This is a genomic window from Coprococcus ammoniilyticus, from assembly GCF_025567345.1.
In the GTDB taxonomy this organism is placed as follows: domain Bacteria; phylum Bacillota; class Clostridia; order Lachnospirales; family Lachnospiraceae; genus Coprococcus; species Coprococcus ammoniilyticus.
This window is the reverse complement of record NZ_JAOQJS010000002.1, coordinates 164,793-182,291: the sequence shown is the minus strand read 5'-3', so window position 1 is coordinate 182,291 and position 17,499 is coordinate 164,793. Positions and strand designations below refer to the sequence as shown.

General features: G+C 40.8%; 16 protein-coding genes. 1 reads left to right on the top strand and 15 read right to left on the bottom strand.

Annotated features, from left to right (window positions below; genetic code table 11):
• Positions 1-14 precede the first annotated feature (14 nt).
• The 5 genes from OCV60_RS03270 to gap all read right to left on the bottom strand — a co-directional run bounded on the left by OCV60_RS03270 (position 15) and on the right by gap (position 5,118).
• Complete coding sequence (locus OCV60_RS03270) at positions 15-848, bottom strand: ABC transporter ATP-binding protein (protein WP_117807624.1); 834 nt, start codon at positions 846-848, stop codon at positions 15-17.
• A gap of 10 nt (positions 849-858) precedes the next feature.
• Entirely contained in the window at positions 859-1,632 is a 774-nt protein-coding gene (locus tag OCV60_RS03265; protein ID WP_117784900.1) for an ABC transporter permease, read from the bottom strand.
• Between the two features lie 259 nt (positions 1,633-1,891).
• Complete coding sequence (tpiA, locus tag OCV60_RS03260) at positions 1,892-2,644, bottom strand: triose-phosphate isomerase (protein WP_021943782.1); 753 nt, start codon at positions 2,642-2,644, stop codon at positions 1,892-1,894.
• A 78-nt stretch (positions 2,645-2,722) separates the two neighbouring features.
• Entirely contained in the window at positions 2,723-3,934 is a 1,212-nt protein-coding gene (locus tag OCV60_RS03255) for a phosphoglycerate kinase (protein ID WP_008400723.1), read from the bottom strand.
• Between the two features lie 146 nt (positions 3,935-4,080).
• Positions 4,081-5,118: a type I glyceraldehyde-3-phosphate dehydrogenase gene (gene gap, locus OCV60_RS03250; protein WP_021943780.1), complete on the bottom strand. Its 1,038-nt coding sequence runs from the start codon at positions 5,116-5,118 to the stop codon at positions 4,081-4,083.
• A 416-nt stretch (positions 5,119-5,534) separates the two neighbouring features.
• Here gap and OCV60_RS03245 point away from each other — a divergent pair, with 416 nt between their 5' ends.
• On the top strand, positions 5,535-6,350 hold the full coding sequence (locus tag OCV60_RS03245; protein ID WP_117784902.1) for a histidinol-phosphatase HisJ family protein: 816 nt from the start codon (positions 5,535-5,537) through the stop codon (positions 6,348-6,350).
• Between the two features lie 102 nt (positions 6,351-6,452).
• Here the strand turns inward: OCV60_RS03245 and mnmA are convergent, their stop codons facing one another.
• From mnmA to OCV60_RS03195, 10 genes are all read right to left on the bottom strand, one after another.
• A complete protein-coding gene (mnmA, locus tag OCV60_RS03240) occupies positions 6,453-7,541 on the bottom strand; it encodes a tRNA 2-thiouridine(34) synthase MnmA (protein WP_021943778.1) in 1,089 nt (362 codons plus the stop codon).
• 75 nt (positions 7,542-7,616) lie between these two features.
• A complete protein-coding gene (nifU, locus tag OCV60_RS03235) occupies positions 7,617-8,057 on the bottom strand; it encodes a Fe-S cluster assembly scaffold protein NifU (RefSeq protein WP_021943777.1) in 441 nt (146 codons plus the stop codon).
• Between the two features lie 99 nt (positions 8,058-8,156).
• Positions 8,157-9,344: a cysteine desulfurase NifS gene (gene nifS, locus OCV60_RS03230; protein ID WP_262529303.1), complete on the bottom strand. Its 1,188-nt coding sequence runs from the start codon at positions 9,342-9,344 to the stop codon at positions 8,157-8,159.
• 130 nt (positions 9,345-9,474) lie between these two features.
• Entirely contained in the window at positions 9,475-10,881 is a 1,407-nt protein-coding gene (locus OCV60_RS03225; protein WP_416810449.1) for an MATE family efflux transporter, read from the bottom strand.
• Between the two features lie 362 nt (positions 10,882-11,243).
• Positions 11,244-12,305, bottom strand: a complete 1,062-nt coding sequence (locus OCV60_RS03220) for an electron transfer flavoprotein subunit alpha/FixB family protein (protein WP_262529301.1) — start codon at positions 12,303-12,305, stop codon at positions 11,244-11,246.
• A gap of 27 nt (positions 12,306-12,332) precedes the next feature.
• On the bottom strand, positions 12,333-13,118 hold the full coding sequence (locus OCV60_RS03215) for an electron transfer flavoprotein subunit beta/FixA family protein (protein WP_008400713.1): 786 nt from the start codon (positions 13,116-13,118) through the stop codon (positions 12,333-12,335).
• A gap of 16 nt (positions 13,119-13,134) precedes the next feature.
• Complete coding sequence (locus OCV60_RS03210) at positions 13,135-14,301, bottom strand: acyl-CoA dehydrogenase (protein ID WP_008400712.1); 1,167 nt, start codon at positions 14,299-14,301, stop codon at positions 13,135-13,137.
• A gap of 36 nt (positions 14,302-14,337) precedes the next feature.
• Positions 14,338-15,210 carry a 3-hydroxyacyl-CoA dehydrogenase family protein gene (locus OCV60_RS03205; protein ID WP_021943773.1) on the bottom strand — a complete coding sequence of 291 codons (873 nt, stop codon included), beginning with the start codon at positions 15,208-15,210 and terminating at the stop codon, positions 14,338-14,340.
• 151 nt (positions 15,211-15,361) lie between these two features.
• Positions 15,362-16,153, bottom strand: coding sequence for an enoyl-CoA hydratase-related protein (locus OCV60_RS03200; protein ID WP_008400710.1), 792 nt, complete (start codon positions 16,151-16,153; stop codon positions 15,362-15,364).
• Positions 16,154-16,202: 49 nt separating this feature from the next.
• The gene (locus OCV60_RS03195; RefSeq protein WP_008400709.1) at positions 16,203-17,387 is read right to left on the bottom strand and encodes an acetyl-CoA C-acetyltransferase; all 1,185 of its coding nucleotides are present in this window, start codon (positions 17,385-17,387) and stop codon (positions 16,203-16,205) included.
• Positions 17,388-17,499: the final 112 nt, after the last annotated feature.

The following is a 17,499-nucleotide window of genomic DNA, read 5'->3' as shown; positions in this document are numbered from 1 at the left end:
TTTTCTCCTTTTAATTATTTTTCTTTCTTATCAGCAGCCTTTTCCTCATCTGCCTTTTTTTCAGAAGCCTTTTTTCCAGCATCTGCTTTTTTCTTCTTTGGCTTAGCAGGAATCGCGATCATTTTCGTATATTCCTCTGATATTGTATCAATATCGCCAATGGATTTCAATGTTCCATGATCCAGAATCATTGCTTTATTACAGATCCGTCGTACCTGTTCCAGAGAATGCGAAACAAATAATACTGTTGTTCCGCCTTCCATAAGCTGCATGATCTTCGCTTCACTCTTCTTCTTAAATCTGGCATCACCCACGGATAATACTTCATCCAGAATCAGAATATCCGGATTTGCAATCGTTGCAATTGAAAATCCCAATTTTGATTTCATACCAGATGAATAATTCTTGATTGGGACATCAATAAAACGTCCAAGTTCCGAAAACTCAACGATCTCATCATACTTTTCTTCCAGATAACTCTTGGAATATCCGAGCACTGTACCATACAAAAAAATATTTTCCTTTCCAGTATACTGTGCGTCAAAGCCTGCTCCTAATTCCAGCAACGGAACAACCTTTCCATGCTTGATCACATGTCCTTCTGTTGGCTTATATACACCGGAAATAACCTTTAAAAGGGTGCTCTTTCCTGCACCATTTAAGCCGAGGATTCCCAGCCTGTCACCCTTGTCCAATGAAAAGCTGACATGCTTTAATGACCAGAATTCATCATAACTGATCTGTCGTTTTATTGATTTAATTATATACTCTTTAATATTGTCAACCTTTTCACTGCTCAGGTTGAACTTCATGCTTACATCATCAACGATCAATGCTTCCTTGCCCATGTCTGTCTCCTTAAATATGAAGAATAAATTCGTCCTGTTTCTTATAGAATGTATACGTTCCGATCAAGATTGCAAAAACAGAGAAAACGAACGCATATAACATATAATTCCAGTTTAACGGGTCACCCAGAAAACATGCTCTAAAATTATGGATGACGCAATATAACGGATTATATTTTAACAGCCAGCTAAATCCACTCTTTAATAATCTCTGTGGATAATAGAAAATCGCACATGTATACATAATGATCATCAATACAACATCCCACAAATATTCCATATCACGGAAGAATACCGTAACCGTCGCAAGTACCATGCCTACTCCAAATGTGATCATCAGAAGCAGAATAAGCGGAAAGATAACCAGTAATAATGACCAGGTTGGCTTCACATGACAAAATACCATCAATGGGATCATAACAATCAACGAAATCAAAAATATAATATAGTTAAATAATACGGAAGACATCGGATACAGATACTTCGGAACATATACTTTCTTGATCATACCTGCATTTGACCGTATCGATTTTGCACAGGCTTTTGTTCCGCTGCTGAAAAATGAATATAACAGACGACCACTCAAAATATAAACTGGGAAAGTTTTATTGCTGTTATCAAATAACGTTCCAAATACGATCGTCAATACGATCGTTGTCAAAATAGGCTCCAGCAAAGACCATAAGATTCCAAGATATGAACGCCTGTACTTTAACTTAATACCTTTTTTTACCAGTTCCGCAAGCAGATATCTTCTGCTCCAGAATGTCTTTAAATATTCCATAGTCAATTCCTTTTCTGCGTATTTGTTCAAAAATCGTTTGAATTATATCACAGTTATACATAATCGTCAACGAAGTATACTTTTCGTAAATGTACAAAAAAATCCCACAAATCTATTCATTTCGTATGAATAATAGAATAACAAAAAATACCGTGGACACCAGGCAGTCATATTATTGGCCACCCGATCCCTCACGGTATCTTTTTTACCAGATCATTTTCCTGATTTTACAGATTCTATATGAAATCTGGTATTAAAATTACTTATTGTAGTTTACGATCTTTCCAAAGTCAGCCTTAAGTGAAGCACCACCCACAAGTCCACCATCAATGTCAGGCTTTGCAAGAAGCTCTGCTGCATTACCAGCGTTCATAGATCCACCATACTGGATTCTTACAGCTTCTGCTGTGTCTGTATCATATACTTCAGCGATGCAGTCACGGATTGCCTTACATACTTCCTGTGCCTGATCGGATGTAGCAGTCTTGCCTGTTCCGATAGCCCAGATTGGCTCATAGGCGATTACCATGTTCTTAACCTGATCTGCTGTGATATCTTTCAGATCACTCTTGATCTGAAGACGGATGAAGTCAAGTGTGATACCCATTTCTCTCTGCTCTAATGACTCACCACAGCAAAGGATAGGTGTAAGACCTGCTTCAAATGCCTTCTTAACTTTCTTATTTAAGAGACAGTCACACTCTTTGAAGTAGTCACGACGCTCTGAATGTCCGATGATGACATACTTAACACCGGCATCAACTAACATTTCTGCTGAAATCTCACCTGTGTATGCACCCTTTTCTTCGAAGTACATGTTCTCAGCACCAACTTCTACATTTGTGCCCTTAACAGCCTCTACTACAGGTACAATATCAATTGCAGGTACGCAGTATACAACATCTACGTCGTCATTTGCAACTAATGGCTTTAACTCTTCACATAATTTTACAGCCTGGCTTGGAGTCATGTTCATCTTCCAGTTACCAGCGATGATTTTCTTTCTTGACATGTCTTTTATCTCCTTGAAAATATTATTTTCATTATCTGTATATTCTTCCATCCGAGTCAGATGGAGCATGTACATAATTTATTTGTCGTTTGCAGCAGCAACACCTGGAAGTTCCTTACCCTCTAAGAATTCAAGGGAAGCTCCACCACCTGTTGAGATGTGGCTCATCTTAGAACCATATCCTAACTGGTTAACAGCAGCAGCAGAATCACCACCACCGATGATAGTTGTAGCATCTGTCTCAGCAAGAGCAGCAGCTACAGCCTTTGTACCAGCAGCAAGTGTAGGATTCTCGAATACACCCATAGGTCCGTTCCATACAACTGTCTTAGCTGTCTTAACAGCATCTGCATATAATTTGATTGTCTTAGGTCCGATATCACAGCCCTCTTTGTCTGCTGACATCTTGTCTGCATCAAAGATCTCTGTCTCAACCGGAGCATCGATTGGATTAGGGAAATCGTCGATCATAACGGAATCAACCGGAAGTAATAACTTCTTACCAAGCTTCTCAGCTTTTTCCATCATTTCCTTACAATAGTCGATCTTAGATTCGTCAACTAATGACTTACCGATCTCATATCCCTTTGCCTTTAAGAATGTATACGCCATACCACCACCGATGATCAGTGTATCGCACTTCTCAAGTAAGTTAGAGATAACATTTAACTTGTCTGCAACTTTTGCTCCACCAAGGATAGCTACGAATGGTCTTACCGGATTCTCTACTGCATTTCCAAGGAAGTCGATTTCCTTCTGCATTAAGTATCCAACAACCGCTGTATCAACAAGACCTGCAACACCTACATTTGAGCAGTGAGCTCTGTGAGCTGTACCAAATGCATCATTTACAAATACATCACAGATAGAAGCAAGATCCTTAGAGAATGCTTCACCGTTCTTTGTCTCTTCCGGTCTGAAACGTGTGTTCTCAAGTAAGATAACTTCGCCATCTTTCATAGCTGCTACAGCTTCTCTTACCTTTGGTCCAACAACTTCAGGCTCAGCAACAAACTTAACTTCCTGTCCAAGAAGCTCTGAAAGTCTTACCGCAACCGGTGCAAGAGTCTTTGTCTTCTTATCTTCTTCTGTCTTAACCTTGCCAAGGTGTGAGCAAAGAATAACCTTTCCACCATCAGCAATTAATTTCTTGATTGTAGGAAGTGCTGCTACAAGACGGTTCTCGTCTGTAATCTTACCTTCCTTTAATGGTACATTAAAGTCACATCTGCAAAGGACACGCTGTCCCTTTACATTAATATCATCTACTGATTTTTTGTTTAATGACATTACTATTAAACCTCCTGATTTTTATACTTTTATCTTCATATTTGTTACAGAACGCAAATACATCTCTGTAAAAGAAATATAGGGCCCGGTCCATGAAGACCGGACCCCTTGTAAGGTCAAATTAATTACTACAATTTGTCAGTCAATTATGCTAACTCTGCGAAGTACTTAATTGTTCTAACCATCTGGCTTGTGTATGAGTTCTCATTATCATACCATGATACAACCTGAACCTCATATAAGTCATCAGCGATCTTTGATACCATTGTCTGAGTTGAATCAAATAATGAACCATATCTCATACCGATTACATCTGATGAAACGATAGGATCTGTGTTGTAACCGAATGACTCTGATGCAGCAGCCTTCATTGCAGCGTTGATTCCATCAACTGTTACGTCAGCACCCTTAACAACTGCTGTAAGGATTGTTGTTGAACCTGTTGGAACTGGAACTCTCTGAGCTGATCCGATTAACTTACCATTTAACTCTGGGATAACAAGACCGATAGCCTTAGCAGCACCTGTTGAGTTAGGAACGATATTAGCAGCACCTGCTCTTGCTCTTCTTAAGTCGCCCTTTCTGTGTGGTCCATCAAGAATCATCTGATCGCCTGTGTAAGCGTGGATTGTTGACATGATACCTGACTGGATTGGAGCATAATCATTAAGAGCTTTAGCCATTGGTGCAAGACAGTTTGTTGTACATGAAGCAGCTGAGATGATCTGATCCTCTGCTGTTAATGTATCCTGGTTAACTGAGAATACGATAGTCTTAAGATCATTTCCTGCTGGAGCTGAGATAACAACCTTCTTAGCACCTGCATTGATATGAGCCATTGACTTTTCCTTTGAGCAGTAGAAACCAGTACACTCAAGAACTACGTCAACACCAATCTTACCCCAAGGAAGATTGTTTGCATCTGCTTCCTTGTAGATTGTAAGTGTCTTACCATCAACTGTGATTGTGTTAGCCTCATCATCAGCTGAAACTGTATGAAGGTTCTCACCAATCTTACCACAGTAACCACCCTGTGCTGTATCGTACTTGAGAAGATCTGCAAGCATTGAAGGCTTTGTTAAATCGTTGATTGCAACAACTTCATATCCTTCTGCTCCGAACATCTGTCTGAATGCGAGACGACCAATACGTCCAAAACCATTGATTGCTACTTTTACTGCCATTTTTTATTCCTCCTAAGTTTTGAATAATAAAAGTATTTATAATATACTGCAAAGCGCAGTAATTAATCGTGCTATTCACACAACAAAATCATACCTAATTTGTGTGTAAATTTCAAGTCTTTCTCAAAAAAAAATTGTCCAATTCACGCAAAAATAAACAAACACTATATTGCAAAATGTACAAAGAATCAACTTTTTATGATATTTTCATATTTATTTCAACCATTTAACCCTTTTTTCGAAATATTTCACACATGATTCTTGTGTTGCCGATATATACTTCTTTTGTAAGATTTTTTCTTATCTTCTGTTTTTATTCACTATTTTTTCCGTTCCTGCAGGTGTGTTTTATTTCCTGACGTGCTATAATAATATCAATTTTCACAACGTTAACATCCAACAGGAGGTTTTTACATATGAAGCTTTGCGATCATCATTTACATTCCGAATTTTCCGATGATTCTGAAACAGAACTTACAGATATTGTTGAACAGGCACTGCACCTCGGCATGTCTGAAATCTGTATTACAGATCATCATGATATTGATTATCCAAAAGACGAGGAAGGTCATACCTTTCTGTTAGATACAGACCGGTATATTTCTGCTGTAAGAAAGTTGCAGGAACAGTACAAGAATAAACTTACGATCCGTCTCGGTGTCGAACTCGGCCTGATGTCTCATATCGCAGACAAGATCATTGCCTACACAGATAAATATCATGATTTTGACTTTATTATAGGTTCTTCTCATCTTGTATATGGCAAGGATCCCTACTATCCCGCTTACTATGAAGGACGTTCGGAAAAAGAAGCACTGCTGGAATATTTTGAATCCATTCTTGCAAATGTGCAAACCTTTGATAATTATTCCATATACGGTCATCTGGACTATGCCGTCCGTTATTGTCCATCCGGCGAATCAGCCTTCCGCTTTTCTGATTATGCAGATGTCTTTGAAGCAATTCTGAAAACAATCATCGAACATGGGAAGGGCATCGAGATCAATACCGGAAGCCTATATAAAAACATGACTTATGCACATCCTCATCCGTCTATTCTTAAACTCTACAAGGAGTTAGGTGGTGAGATCATCACTGTCGGAAGCGATGCACATATTCCAAAATACATCGGCTATGACTTTGAAACCTATGCCAGAGACATCCTGACCGCCACAGGTTTCCGCTATTACTGCACCTTTGAACAGATGAAGCCTGTATTTCATAAATTATAAGAGTACTAGAACGGAAGTGTCTTGCGTAATAATAGGTGAGTATGTGGCAGAACAATAATAATTTTTTAAATAATAGCATCCACACCAGCGTCATTTTTATTCCTATCGTATGATCTCTTTTATTGTGCCGCCTCCGACGATATAGTCATTTTCGTAAAAAACAACCGCCTGTCCTTTGGTCGCTGCCCGGACCGGTTCGTCAAATACAACACGAACCCTGGCATCATCCAACATATAAATTCTGCATGGCACACCCTTATGTGCATACCGGATCTTTCCGATCACCTGCATACCATCTTCCGGATGCTCGACAGACATAAAGTTCGTTTTATCTGCAATCAGCTCTTTTGAAAATGTATCTGCATTTTCTCCGATCACCACTTCATTTGTCTCCGGGATAATATCCACAACAAATACCGGGTGTCCCATCGCAAGTCCAAGTCCCTTCCGTTGTCCGATTGTATAATGAATTATACCTTTATGTGTACCAAGGACTTTTCCATTCATATCTACAAAATTTCCCGGTACTGCCTTTAAGCCCTCTTCCCGTTCCAGATATCCGGCATAATCACCATCCAGTACAAAACAGATATCCTGACTGTCCGGTTTATTTGCTACCTGGATACCGATATCTGCGGCAATCTGCCGAATCTGTGTCTTATTATATTCTCCAACCGGCATCAACGTCTTTGATAACTGATCCTGTGTCAGATTATAAAGTGCATAGGTCTGATCCTTCTCGATTCCTTTTGCCACGCGTAAGGTATATCTGCCATTTGGAAGCTGTTCCACTCTTGCATAGTGTCCGGTAGCAATGTAGTCTCCACCGATACTTAACGACCTCCTTAACAGCGACTCCCATTTTACATACCGATTACATGCGATACATGGATTCGGAGTCCTTCCATTCCGGTATTCATCTACAAAATAGTCAATGACGTATTTTCGAAAATCTTCTTTAAAGTTCATTACATAATAAGGAATCTCAAGCTGTGCAGCTACTCTTCTCGCATCATCTACCGCCGACAAGCCACAGCAACCGCCATGCTCACTGATCTGATCTGCATCCTCATCCTGCCAGATCTGCATGGTCACACCGATCACGTTATATCCCTGTTCTTTTAAAAGATATGCGGCTACAGAAGAATCCACGCCTCCTGACATACCGACACATACTGTCTTTTTATCCATCTTATCTTCCTTCCTGCAATTCCTGCTTGCAGTATAGAACCGGATTTCTCCGGCTGTCAAGTATCCAAATACTGTTTAATCTTCCAGTTCTCTCACCATCCGGTCTTCAATATCCTGTACCGGCCTTACAAGTCCCTGAATCTTGATTCCATGCTTTTCTGCATAGTCCCACAAAGCTGCATGCAGTGTTTCTTCTGCAAGCAAAGAACAATGTTCTTTTTCCGGCGGAAGTCCATCCAATGCTTCCATAACCGCTTTATTTGTAAGCTTCATTGCCTCGGCAACTGTTTTTCCTTTAATCATCTCCGTTGCCATGGAACTGGATGCTACTGCAGCTCCACATCCATAGGTCTTAAATTTGCAGTCTATGATCACCTGCTCCTCATTAATTTTCAAATACAACCGCATCATATCCCCGCATTTAGCATTTCCAACCGTACCGACACCGGAGGCATCCTCAATCTCACCGACATTTCTTGGATTCTGGAAATGATCGATCACTTTATCACTGTACATATCATTCTCCTTCACACTTGGGGCGTTTTATCTCACACATTTCACAATTGCATTCTTATATTCACTCCGACCGAATCTGATCTTTCATTTTTAACAATCTTACTGTATATGATTTTTCTTGACATAATCCTCATATAACGGTGACATATTACGTAGATTTGTAATGATCCGTTTCAGATTATCGACAACCGTATCCATTTCTTCTTTCGTATTCTCATATCCAATGGTTAGTCTCAGTGAACCATGTGCGATCTCTTGCGGAAGTCCGATCGCAAGCAGCACATGAGAAGGATCAACCGAACCCGATGTGCAGGCAGAGCCGCTGGATGCACAGATACCCGCCATATCTAGCATGATCAGAATGGATTCTCCCTCCACGAACTGAAAGCTGATATTGACATTATTTGGCAGTCGTTTCTTTGAATGTCCATTCAGTCTGGTATACGGGATCTCCTTCAATATCCGTTCGATCAGATAATCTCTGAGCTCCGTCTCCTTTTTCATCCGTTCTTCCATTTCTGCCATTGCGATCTCACACGCTTTTGCAATACCTACGATTCCAGGTACATTTTCTGTACCGGCTCTGCGTCCTCGCTCCTGCTGGCCACCATGAATAAAGCTCTTTAACTTTAAGCCTTTTTTGATATATAAAAAACCAATTCCCTTTGGCCCGTTAAACTTATGTCCGCTCGCACTTAACATATCAATATTCATTCCATCTACGTGAATCGGGATCTGTCCAAATGCCTGAACTGCATCCGTATGAAACAAAATACCGTGTCTGTGTGCGATCTCTCCGATCTCTTTTATTGGTTCAATCGTTCCAATCTCATTATTTGCAAACATGATCGAGATCAAAAAAGTATCCGGCCGGATGGCCGCCTCAAGTGTATTCAGATCAACCAATCCATTTTCATCTACATCCAGATAAGTTACATCATACCCTCTATTCTGCAGATACTTGCAGGTATGCAGGATAGCATGATGCTCGATTTTTGTTGTAATGATATGTCCCCCATGTACTCCATAGGCTTCTGCCGTACATTTTAATGCCCAGTTATCAGACTCAGAACCACCGGCTGTAAAATAAATCTCTTCCGGCTTTGCACCAAGTGCTCCGGCTATCGTCTCTCTTGCCTCTGTCAGTTTATTTTTATTATTTGCCGCAAATCCATAAACACTGGATGGATTTCCGAATCTATCGGTAAAATATGGCAGCATTTCTTTTAAAACGTCCGGATGAACTGCCGTCGTTGCTGCATGATCGAGATAGATCAAATCACTCATTTCATTTCCTTCTTTCTGATTCTTTATGTACCATAGCTATATCCCGAACCGTCGTTTTATATTGATCCTTTATGAAACATTCTGCTATTTTATAGAATATGCCATTTTATGACAAATGTTCTGCTTATACCTATACTGTTTTCACAGAATTCTTTAAAGGATCGATAATCTTCTTTTTTGTCTGTAACGCCATAGCGATCGAAAGAATAACACTGACAACCTCCGCAATCGGGAAGGACAACCATACCAGTTCCAGATTACGCGTAAATTTTGCAAATGCATAGGCAACCGGAAGCAGAACGATCAACTGTCTGGCAAGGGATACGATCAGACTGTACACACCTTTACCAAGTGCCTGGAACATACCGGAGCATACAATACAGATTCCTGCAAACAGGAATGAAATACTCATCGTACGAAGTGCCGGAATACCAATCGCCATCATATCCTCCTGTGCATCAAATACCTTAAGAATCAGGTCCGGAATCACCTGCATCGCAGTCAGACATAACAGCATGAAACAGATTGCAGCCATCATTGTATATTTAACAGCTTTGAGCATTCGATCCGGCTGTTTTGCTCCGTAATTATATGATACTATCGGGATCATACCATTATTTAGACCAAAAACCGGCATAAATGCCATGCTCTGTACTTTATAGAAAATACCAAACACTGAAACTGCGATCGGCGTAAATGTAAATAGAATACGGTTAAATCCATATGTCATTACCGAGCCTACCGCAACCATCGCAATAGAAGGAACTGCAATGGAAAGAATCCTTCCGATCACATCACCTTCCGGACGGAAGCCTTTCAATGATAACTGGATATCCGGATTCTTTTTCAGATTATAATAGATTGCAAGTAATGCCGCAATACACTGTCCGATAACCGTTGCTATTGCCGCACCTGCAGCACCCATTGCCGGAAGTCCAAAATATCCAAAGATCATAATCGGATCAAGTATAATATTGATAATAGCTCCAAGTGCCTGTGTCTTCATTGTGTAAAGCGTCCGACCTGTCGACTGTAACATACGTTCAAATGTCATCTGTGCAAAGATACCAAAGGAACAGATACAACAGATACGTCCATAATCTACTCCATAATCAATGATCTTTGCAACATCCGTCTGACTCTTCATAAATGCTTCGATACCAAATAAACCGATCAATAAGAAAATTGCATATCCAATAAGTTCCAGAAAGATTCCCTGCCTGGCTGCATCATTTGCTTTTTTCTGATTTTTTTCACCAAGGGATTTGGAGATCAATGCATTAAAACCGACACCGAGACCGGAGGTCACCCCGATCATAAGATTCTGTAACGGAAATATCGTCGATACTGCCGTCAGTGCATCCTGATCAAAATGCGATACAAATACACTGTCGACTACATTATAAAGTGCCTGTACCAACATTGAAATTACCATTGGAAGTGATACTGAAATCAATAGCTTCCCCATTGGCATGGTTCCCATCTTATTTTCTCCGGCAGTATTTTCTGTTCTGCTTTCTTCACACGCATCTGTCATTTTTACATTCTTACTGTCGTCTGTCAATTTTGTGTTGTCAGCTTCTGTTTTTAACAGCTGCTCTTCCTGGCTTAGTTCTTCTCGTTTCAATTCTTCCTGTTTTTCATACTTACTCATTTGTCTCTTCAACCTTATTCTTCTTTTATCTAACTGTCATTTGTCTTTTTCACAACAGTATTTATCATACAGCATTGTTTTTATTGTTTCAACAGAAAAATATGTAATAGGGCACACCCTTTTGTGCGTGAAAGAACATTCTCATGTTCTTTCATGCCCCATCTCGCCTGTCGGCTCATTTACACACAAACTGCCGGGTATAAAACCCAGCAGTTCGAAATGTTCATTTTCAATTATAAACTGAATTACTTGTTAGCAAGCTCAGCCTTGATTGCTTCTGTAAGAGCAGGAACGATCTTGTTCAGATCTCCAACAACACCATAATCAGCTACATCAAAGATAGGAGCATCCTCATCCTTGTTGATAGCGATGATGATATCTGACTCTTCCATACCGGCTACATGCTGGATCGCACCTGAAATACCAATTGCGAAGTATACCTGTGGACGAACTGTCTTACCAGTCTGACCAACCTGAAGCTCCTTTGGCTTCCAGCCTGAATCTACAACTGCACGTGAGCATGATACCTGTCCGCCAAGTACTTCTGCAAGATCATCAAGAAGCTTGAAGTTCTCTGCTGAACCAACACCACGACCACCTGAAACAAGGATCTTAGCGTCCATGATATCTTTGATATCTGAAACAGCCTTTGAGATTTCAAGGATCTCAACATACTTGTTGTTTGGAGTAAATCCAGGATTGTACTCGATCACTTCTGCCTTCTTGCCAGCTACTCTGTCAAGCTTCTGCATAACGCCCGGACGTACTGTTGCCATCTGAGGACGATTATCAGGACATGCGATTGTAGCGATTGTGTTACCACCGAATGCAGGACGTGTCATAAGAAGCTGATTGTGCTTCTGCTCCTGATTTGGAAGTGCAACAAGAGGGAAATCACCGATTTCAAGTAATGTACAGTCTGCTGTAAGACCTGTAGCTACTCTTGCTGATACTGTAGGACCAAGATCACGACCAATAGCCGTAGCACCAACTAAAACGATCTCTGGCTTGTACTCATTGATAACTGAAGCAAGTGCATGTGCATATGGCTCAGTTCTGTATTCTTTTAATTCTGGATCATCAACAACGATAACTCTGTCTGCACCGTACTCTGCAAGTTCGTCTACAAGACCCTTTACGTCGAAACCGATCAGGACTGCTGTAACCTTTTCATTAAGCTTATCTGCAAGTCTCTTTCCTTCACCGATCAATTCAAATGAAATACCACTTAACTTATTATCTACCTGCTGTGCAAAGACAAATACGCCTTTGTAGTTCTTCATATCTTCTGCGTTCATTGCGCCCATTTTATTCACCACTTTTCCTTTACTATATTAGATTACATGCTTATCTTTTAACTTGCCAACAATATAGCTAACTGCTTCATCTGGAGAATCAGGTACAACCTTCTCGCCTGCACCCTTTCTTACCTTATCAGAAGCCTTTGCAATCTTTGTTGGTGAACCTTTCAGACCAAGGTTTGAATCATCAACATCTACAAGGTCTGCTCTGCCAAGTGTTGTGATCTCTGCATTAACTGCATCGAAGATTCCACCTGGAGTCATGTATCTAGGCTCATTTAACTCTGAAAGTGCTGTTACAAGGCAAGGCATCTTAGCCTTTAACATATGATATCCATCATCATACTGACGCTTAACGATTACGGAATCTCCGTCAACCTTGATCTCCTGTGCATATGAAATAACTGGAATTCCAAGATGTTCAGCGATCTGTGGTCCAACCTGAGCTGTATCTCCATCGATAGCCTGACGACCTGTAATAATAAGATCATAATCAAGCTTTCTGAGTGCTCCAGCGATTGTTGTTGATGTAGCCCATGTATCAGCTCCACCAAGAACACGATCTGTTACAAGAACGCCCTTGTCAGCGCCCATAGCGATTGCTTCCTGAAGAACATCTGCAGCCTTTGGAAGACCCATTGTAAGAACTGTAACTTCTGCTCCATACTGATCCTTTAATCTAAGTGCAGCTTCAAGACCTGCCTTATCATCAGGGTTCATGATTGTAAGCATTGCTCCTCTGTTTAATGTACCATCTGGGTTAAACTGAACGCCACCCTTTGTATCAGGTACCTGCTTTATACAAACTATAACCTTCACGTTAAGTACCTCCTAATTATTTTAATAAGTTTGCAGAAATAACCATACGCTGAACTTCTGAAGTTCCTTCGTAGATTTCTGTAATCTTAGCATCACGCATCATACGTTCTACATCATACTCTTTGATATAACCATAACCACCGTGTAACTGTACACACTTTGTTGTTACTTCCATAGCTACTTCTGCCGCATACAGCTTAGCCATAGCAGCTTCTACAGAGTATGAAGTCTTGTGATCAGCCTGGTACTGTTCTTTCTTCTTAGCTGCCTTGTATACCAGTAACTTAGCTGCTTCAACCTTTGTTGCAAGATCAGCAAGTACAAACTGAGTATTCTGGAACTGAGCGATTGAACGACCAAACTGCTTTCTTTCCTTAACATAGTCGATTGTGATATCAAGAGCACCCTCAGCAATACCAAGAGCCTGAGCTGCGATACCAATACGACCACCATCAAGTGTATGCATTGCAATACCAAATCCCTTGCCCTTCTGTCCGAGAAGTGCATCCTTAGGAATACGACAATCTGTGAAGATAAGTTCATATGTGGATGAACCACAGATACCCATCTTGTTTTCTTTTGTTCCGAATGTAAATCCCGGAGTGCCTTTTTCTACGATAAATGCTGAAATCTCTTTCTGCTTTCTACCACGTTTTTCAATTGTACCTGTAACTGCAATGATAATATATACATCTGCTTCTTTACCATTTGTAATGAAACACTTAGATCCGTTAAGAACCCACTCATCACCATCAAGAACAGCCTTTGTCTGCTGACCCTGTGCATCTGTACCAGCACCCGGCTCTGTAAGACCAAATGCGCCAAGCTTTCTACCGGAAGCAAGATCTGGGAGGTACTTAGCTTTCTGATCTGGTGTACCGTATGTCTGGATTGGATCTACACACAGAGATGTATGTGCGGAAACAATAACACCAGTAGTACCACAAACCTTTGAAAGTTCCTCAACACACATAACATATGTTAAAGGATCACAACCCTGTCCACCATCTTCCTTAGAAACAGGTATTCCTAAGAAACCATACTTTGCCATCTTCTCTACTGTCTCTCTAGGGAATCTGTGATTTTCATCAATTTCCTGAGCAAGAGGCTTTACTTCATTCTGCGCAAATTCTCTGAATAAGTTCTGCGCCATTTCATACTTCTTGTCTAAAGCGAAATCCATTCTATTTCTTCCTCCATAAATATATTTATCAGTCAATTACTGAGCATCAACTGGTGTCTTTGTGCGGTCAGCATTGTATACATAGAATCCCTTACCACTCTTAACACCAAGGTTGCCGCCACGTACCATCTTACGAAGTAATGGACATGCACGATACTTGCTGTCGCCTGTCTCGTTATAGAGTACATCCATAATAGCAAGACAGATATCAAGACCAACGAAATCACCTAATTCAAGAGGTCCCATTGGATGATTTGCACCAAGTTTCATAGCTGCATCGATACCAGCGATATCTGACACACCTTCCATCTTGATAAATGCAGCTTCATTGATCATTGGAATCAGGATTCTGTTTACAACAAACCCGGCAGCTTCATTTACCTGTACAGGTGTCTTACCGATCTCTTCTGAGATCTTAACGATCTTATCAACATTCTCTGCCGGTGTGTTAACACCTGCGATAACTTCGATAAGCTTCATTCTGTCAGCTGGATTGAAGAAGTGCATACCGATCATAGGACGGGTAAGACCATTTCCAATCTCAGTGATGGAAAGTGAAGATGTATTTGATGCAAATACACACTCTGGCTTGCAGATCTTGTCAAGCTCAGAAAATGTTGTCTTCTTAACTTCCATGTTCTCGAAAGCAGCCTCTACGATAAGGTCACAATCTGCGCATAAGTCTTCCTTAAGACCCGGAGTGATGCTGGCAAGAATACCATCAACCTTCTCCTGTGTCATCTTTCCTTTTTCAACAAGTCTGGCATAACCTTTAGCGATCTTGTCCTTACCGCCTTCAGCCCATTCCTGCTTAATGTCGCAAAGTGCTACTTCATATCCATCAACCTGAGCGAATGCCTTAGCAATTCCCTGACCCATGGTTCCTGCACCAATAACGCCAACTTTCATTTTAATATCCTCCTAAAAATTATTTTTAAGCAAACATGAGAAATTCATATACGTTTCGTTTGACATGCTCACTTTGGTATATCAAACATTTAGGATGGTTGATTTCGATTTCAAAATAACCACCCTAAACGTCAATATCAAGATTGTTGATTTATTTATTCTGGAAAGGAACAACCTTTAATTTCTTTTCCTTATCTTTCTCAAGGAAGTTGCCCATTCCTGCCTTCTGATCCTCTGTCTCGAAGCAATCGCCGAATAATTTCTCTTCTACAACGATTGCCTGATCCATATCAACCTGTAATCCATCATTGATTGCTTTCTTACAGTTACGAACTGCAATCGGAGCATTTGCTGCAATGATAGAAGCCATCTTCTTAGCTGCCGGTAATAACTCCTCTAATGGATATACAGCATTTACAAGACCGATTCTGTATGCTTCATCAGCTTTGATATTTCTTGCTGTGTAGATCAGCTGCTTTGCCATTCCTGCACCTACAAGACGGGCAAGTCTCTGGGTTCCACCAAATCCAGGTGTGATTCCAAGGCCAACTTCAGGCTGACCAAATACTGCGTTCTCAGAACAGATTCTGATATCACAGCTCATGGAGATCTCACATCCACCACCAAGTGCAAATCCATTTACGGCTGCGATTACAGGGATTGGGAATGTCTCGATCATGCGGAATACGTCATTACCCTTTTTACCGAAAGCTTCGCCTTCAGCCTTTGTAAGTGTTGACATCTCTCCGATATCTGCACCTGCTACAAATGATTTCTCTCCTGCACCGGTAAGTACAAGACATCTTGTTGTATTCAGGTCAACAGCTTTGAATGTTGCATCCAGTTCTTCAAGAACTGTGCTGTTTAATGCGTTTAATGCCTTTGGACGATTAATAGTGATAACACCAACAAATCCGTCCTGTTCATATGTTACGAATTCCATCGTTTATCTCCTTATATAGAAATGTAATATGGTTTTTCAGCCGACCGGATTAGTCTTCGATCTTAACAACTGTTGAGCAGCCCATACCACCGCCGATACAAAGTGTAGCAAGACCTGTCTTAGCACCCTTTGCCTGCATCTCATGAAGAAGTGTAACAAGGATACGGCATCCTGAAGCTCCTACTGGATGTCCAAGTGCGATTGCACCACCATTTGGGTTAACCTGCTTGTCAACATCAAATCCAAGATCCTTAGCTACTGCAACTGACTGAGCTGCAAATGCTTCGTTTGCTTCGATGATATCGAAATCTTCGATCTTAAGACCTGTCTTAGCCATTACCTTCTTTGTTGAAGCAACTGGTCCGATACCCATGATAGATGGATCAACACCACCAAGAGCACCTGCTACCCATGTAGCCATTGGCTTAACACCAAGTTCTTTAGCCTTTTCTTCGCTCATAACAACGATAGCTGCTGCACCATCATTGATACCTGAAGCATTACCTGCTGTTACGAAACCATTTGGATTGATAGTTCTGAGTCTTGAAAGTGTCTCAACTGTTGTACCAGGTCTTGGTCCCTCATCCTTCTTGAACTCAACCATCTCTTTTTTCTTCTTAACCATAACTGGAACGATCTCTGCGTCAAATGCACCTGACTCCTGAGCTGCTACAGCCTTCTGCTGGCTCTTTGCTGCAAACTCATCAAGTTCTTCACGAGTAAGTCCCCACTGCTCACAGATGTTATCAGCAGTCTTGATCATATGGTAATCATTGAATGCATCCCAAAGAGCATCATGTACCATTGTATCTACAAGTTTACCATCATTCATTCTGTATCCGAAACGTCCCTGCATTACAGCATATGGAGCCATTGACATGTTTTCCATACCACCTGCTACAACGATATCAGCATCTCCTGCTTCGATCATCTGAGCAGCCATATTTACACAGTTCAGACCTGAACCACAAACAACGTTAACTGTAACAGCAGTTGTCTCAATTGGAAGACCAGCTTTGATTGATGCCTGACGTGCAACATTCTGTCCAAGACCTGCCTGGATTACACAACCCATATATACATGATCTACCTGATCTGCAGGAACTCCTGCTCTGTTTAAAGCTTCCTTGATAACGATTGAACCAAGTACTGGAGCTGGTGTTGTACTTAATGATCCGCCCATAGTACCGATAGCTGTACGGCATGCGCCTGCTAATACAATTTTCTTTGCCATAATAATGAAATCCTCCGTATTTTTTTATAATGTAAGTGTTATATCATGGTACATTCATGCTGTAAATGGCACAATAATGACCATTATTGACATAACAGCACACTTTCTGGCT

Bases quoted from the DNA above. Each gene is read 5' to 3' on its own strand.
- gap (WP_021943780.1), bottom strand. From the start codon at position 5,118: ATGGCAGTAAAAGTAGCAATCAATGGTTTTGGACGTATTGGTCGTCTC.
- OCV60_RS03195 (WP_008400709.1), bottom strand. From the start codon at position 17,387: ATGGCAAAGAAAATTGTATTAGCAGGCGCATGCCGTACAGCTATCGGT.
- OCV60_RS03225 (WP_416810449.1), bottom strand. From the start codon at position 10,881: ATGACAGATGCGTGTGAAGAAAGCAGAACAGAAAATACTGCCGGAGAA.
- OCV60_RS03270 (WP_117807624.1), bottom strand. From the start codon at position 848: ATGGGCAAGGAAGCATTGATCGTTGATGATGTAAGCATGAAGTTCAAC.
- OCV60_RS03220 (WP_262529301.1), bottom strand. From the start codon at position 12,305: ATGGGCGCAATGAACGCAGAAGATATGAAGAACTACAAAGGCGTATTT.
- OCV60_RS03200 (WP_008400710.1), bottom strand. From the start codon at position 16,153: ATGGAATTCGTAACATATGAACAGGACGGATTTGTTGGTGTTATCACT.
- nifU (WP_021943777.1), bottom strand. From the start codon at position 8,057: ATGTACAGTGATAAAGTGATCGATCATTTCCAGAATCCAAGAAATGTC.
- mnmA (WP_021943778.1), bottom strand. From the start codon at position 7,541: ATGGATAAAAAGACAGTATGTGTCGGTATGTCAGGAGGCGTGGATTCT.
- OCV60_RS03245 (WP_117784902.1), top strand. From the start codon at position 5,535: ATGAAGCTTTGCGATCATCATTTACATTCCGAATTTTCCGATGATTCT.
- OCV60_RS03205 (WP_021943773.1), bottom strand. From the start codon at position 15,210: ATGAAAGTTGGCGTTATTGGTGCAGGAACCATGGGTCAGGGAATTGCT.
- OCV60_RS03265 (WP_117784900.1), bottom strand. From the start codon at position 1,632: ATGGAATATTTAAAGACATTCTGGAGCAGAAGATATCTGCTTGCGGAA.
- tpiA (WP_021943782.1), bottom strand. From the start codon at position 2,644: ATGTCAAGAAAGAAAATCATCGCTGGTAACTGGAAGATGAACATGACT.
- OCV60_RS03255 (WP_008400723.1), bottom strand. From the start codon at position 3,934: ATGTCATTAAACAAAAAATCAGTAGATGATATTAATGTAAAGGGACAG.
- nifS (WP_262529303.1), bottom strand. From the start codon at position 9,344: ATGAGTGATTTGATCTATCTCGATCATGCAGCAACGACGGCAGTTCAT.
- OCV60_RS03210 (WP_008400712.1), bottom strand. From the start codon at position 14,301: ATGGATTTCGCTTTAGACAAGAAGTATGAAATGGCGCAGAACTTATTC.